Source organism: Mesorhizobium sp. M7A.F.Ca.US.006.04.2.1, assembly GCF_004022915.1.
Lineage (GTDB): Bacteria > Pseudomonadota > Alphaproteobacteria > Rhizobiales > Rhizobiaceae > Mesorhizobium > Mesorhizobium ciceri.
Genome location: NZ_RZQA01000770.1, coordinates 1 through 3,111 on the forward strand (window position 1 = coordinate 1; position 3,111 = coordinate 3,111).

The window sequence follows — 3,111 nt, forward strand, 5'->3', positions numbered from 1 at the left end:
GCAAGGCGTCGATGTCGTACTGGCGGAAAAGGGCGATTATTGCAGCGGCGCCAGCGCCGCCCTTTCACGCATGGTGCATGGCGGCCTGCGTTATCTCGAAAACGGCGAATTCAAACTGGTGCGCGAATCGCTGCTCGAACGTGACCGGCTGCTGAGGAATGCCCCGCACTATGTGGTCCCGTTGCCGACGACGGTGCCGATCTTCGACATTTTCTCCGGCCTTGCCAACGGTGCGGTGCGTTTCCTGGGTCTGACGCGGCGGCCGAGCCGGCGTGGTGCGCTGGTCATCAAGACCGGCCTTGCCATGTACGACCTGTTCACCGCCGCACGGCGTTTGATGCCGACGCACAGGTTCAGGGGCCGCGCCGAAACCTTGAGAAAATGGCCGGCGATCAATCCGGCGATCCGCAATTCGGCGACCTATTACGACGCCTGGGTGAGCCGGCCCGAACGCCTCGGCCTGGAGATGCTGCTGGACGCCACGGCGAGCGCGGCGAACGCCCGCGCCTTGAACTACGCTCTGGTATCGTCGACAGGTGATAGCCTCGCCATTACCGACACGCTGACGGGCGAACAACTGCCGGTACGGGCGCAATTGGTCATCAACGCTACTGGCGGCTGGATCGACCTGACCAACAAGGCCATCGGGGCGGCGGCGCAGACGATGATGGGCGGCACCAAGGGCTCGCATCTCATCGTCGACAATGCAGAACTGTTCGACGCGCTCGGCGGCCATATGGTCTATTACGAGAACGAGGACGGGCGGATCTGCATCCTGTTTCCCTATCTCGGCAAGGTGCTGATCGGCTCGACCGACATCCGGGTCGACGATCCGGACAAGGTCCGTTGCGAGGAGGACGAGCAGCGCTACATCCTGCAGTCGCTCGCCTTTGTATTCCCGTCGATCAAAGTAGCTGAAAACCAGATCGTGTTCCGCTTCGCCGGCGTGCGACCCTTGCCCGCCAGCGAGGACAGTTTTACCAGCCGCATACCGCGCGATCATTTTTGCGAGTTCGTAGAAGCGAGCGGGCGCCTGCCGGCGACACTGTGCATGATCGGCGGCAAGTGGACCACCTTCCGTTCGTTTGGAGCGCTGGCCGCCGACATGGTACTGAAGCGGCTCGGCCTCGCGCGCAGCCAGGGAACGCAGGACATGGCCATCGGTGGCGGCCGTGATTTTCCGGCCGACCCGGACGCCTGGTGCGCGTCATTCGCCGCCGAGCATGGCCTGACGGTCGAGCGCGCGCAAACGCTTCTGCAGCGCTATGGCACGTCGGCCAGGGATTTCGTTTCGCACCCGGCGGGCGAACAGATGCTGCCGCAGTCGGACTATTCGGCAAGCGAGATGGGGCGCATCATCGAGCGCGAGCAGGTCGAGTGCCTTGCCGACCTGTTCTTGCGCCGCACCACCATCGCCATTTCAGGCGGTCTCAGCTTCGACCTCGTCAACGCCGTTCTCGACATGCTGGCGGCGCACAAGGACTGGAGCGCCAGCGAGGCTGCCACCGAGCGCTCGACCTTCCTCGCCTTGCTGGCCGACCGGCACGGCATCGACCTCCAGACACATCAAAGGAGCGCCCTATGCGCGTAAACAAGAAAGTCCGTATGAACCGGCTGTTCGGCGGCGGCCGCTGCCTCGACGTCGCCATCGATCATGGCGTCTGCAACGAGCCGAGTTTCCTTGCCGGGCTGGAAGACATGGCCAGCGTGGTCAACCAGCTGGTCAAGGCCGGCCCCGACGCCATCCAGATGAACTACGGCCAGGCCGACCTGCTGCAGGCCGTGCCTGGCAAGGACAAGCCGGCGCTGGTGATGCGCATCGACATGGGCAATCCCTATAACAGGATACGCCACCGGGCGATGTGGGCGGTGCTGCAGAACGAAGCCGAGCCCTTGCTTGGCGCCATCGAGATGGATGCGGCTTGCGTCGTGGTCAATCTGTTCATGCTACCCGACGAGCCGGACCTGTTCCGGCAATGCGTGCAGAACATCGCCCGCGTGCGCGCCGGTTGCGAGAAATACGGCCTGCCGCTGATGATCGAGCCGCTGGCCATGCTGCCGGTCACCGAGCATGGCGGCTACATGGTCGACGGCGACGCCGATAAGATCGTCACCTTGACCCGGCTTGCCCGCGAGATGGGTGCCGATATCGTCAAGGCCGACCCGACCACCGATCCCAACGACTTCCACCGCGTCGTCGAGGCGGCGCGCTGCCCGGTGCTGGTGCGCGGCGGCGGCAAGGAGGATCTGCGTGCCGTGTTCGACAAGTCGGCCGCCTTGATGGCACAGGGTGCGCTTGGCATGGTCTATGGCCGCAACATCTACCAGCATGCCAACCCGAGCGCTGTCGTGCGCGGGCTGATGGCAATCATTCACGACGATGCCGATGGCGGCGCAGCCTGGGATCTGTACAACCAGGCATAGGCTGCGGTCTCGGGAGGCGCCAATGGCAAGCTATATCCTCGGTCTCGATGCCGGCAACACCGTCATCAAGGCCATCCTCTTCGACCTGTCGGGCCGCGAACTGGCATTCGCCGCCCGTGACGGCCGCTCGTCCATGCCAAAGCCCGGACATGTCGAACGCGACCTCGACGAACTCTGGCGCAATTCGGTCTCGGTCATTGGTCAATGCATCGCTGAAGCCGGTATCGACGCCGGCGAGATCGTCGCCATCGGCTGCGCCGGCCATGGCAACGGGCTCTACGCGCTCGATCGTGCGGGCGCGCCATTGATCGGCATCCAGTCGCTCGACACACGCGCCGTCGACATCGTTGCTGAGTGGGCAGAACAGAATGTCGGCGACCGCACCTACGCCCACTGCCTGCAGCGGCCGTGGGCGGCGCAGACGCCGACCCTGCTTGCCTGGCTCAAGCGCTTTTCGCCGGCTTTGTTTGCCAGCATCGGAACTGTGTTCTTGTGCAAGGATTTCGTCGTCAACCGCCTGACAGGTGCGCGCAGCAGCGATACTTCAGATATGTCGGGCTGCGGCCTGCTGCAGATGCAGGACCGCCGCTACGAGCCGGACCTGCTTGCCGCCTATGGGCTCGGCGATTGCATGGACCTGTTGCCGCCAGTGCTGGAATCGGCCGACATTGCCGGCCATGTCAGCGC

The 3,111-nt window shown here is 64.2% G+C and carries 3 protein-coding genes; all 3 read left to right on the top strand.

Annotated elements, in window-relative coordinates; translation table 11 throughout:
* Nucleotides 1-1,591: glycerol-3-phosphate dehydrogenase/oxidase (locus EN925_RS29740; RefSeq protein ID WP_164894472.1), on the top strand; the 1,591-nt coding region annotated here is incomplete at its 5' end.
* A gap of 14 nt (nt 1,592-1,605) precedes the next feature.
* Nucleotides 1,606-2,424, top strand: a complete 819-nt coding sequence (locus tag EN925_RS29745) for an aldolase (protein ID WP_206519140.1) — start codon at nt 1,606-1,608, stop codon at nt 2,422-2,424.
* Between the two features lie 22 nt (nt 2,425-2,446).
* On the top strand, nt 2,447-3,111 hold a 665-nt coding region (locus EN925_RS29750), incomplete at its 3' end, for an FGGY family carbohydrate kinase (RefSeq protein ID WP_245487341.1).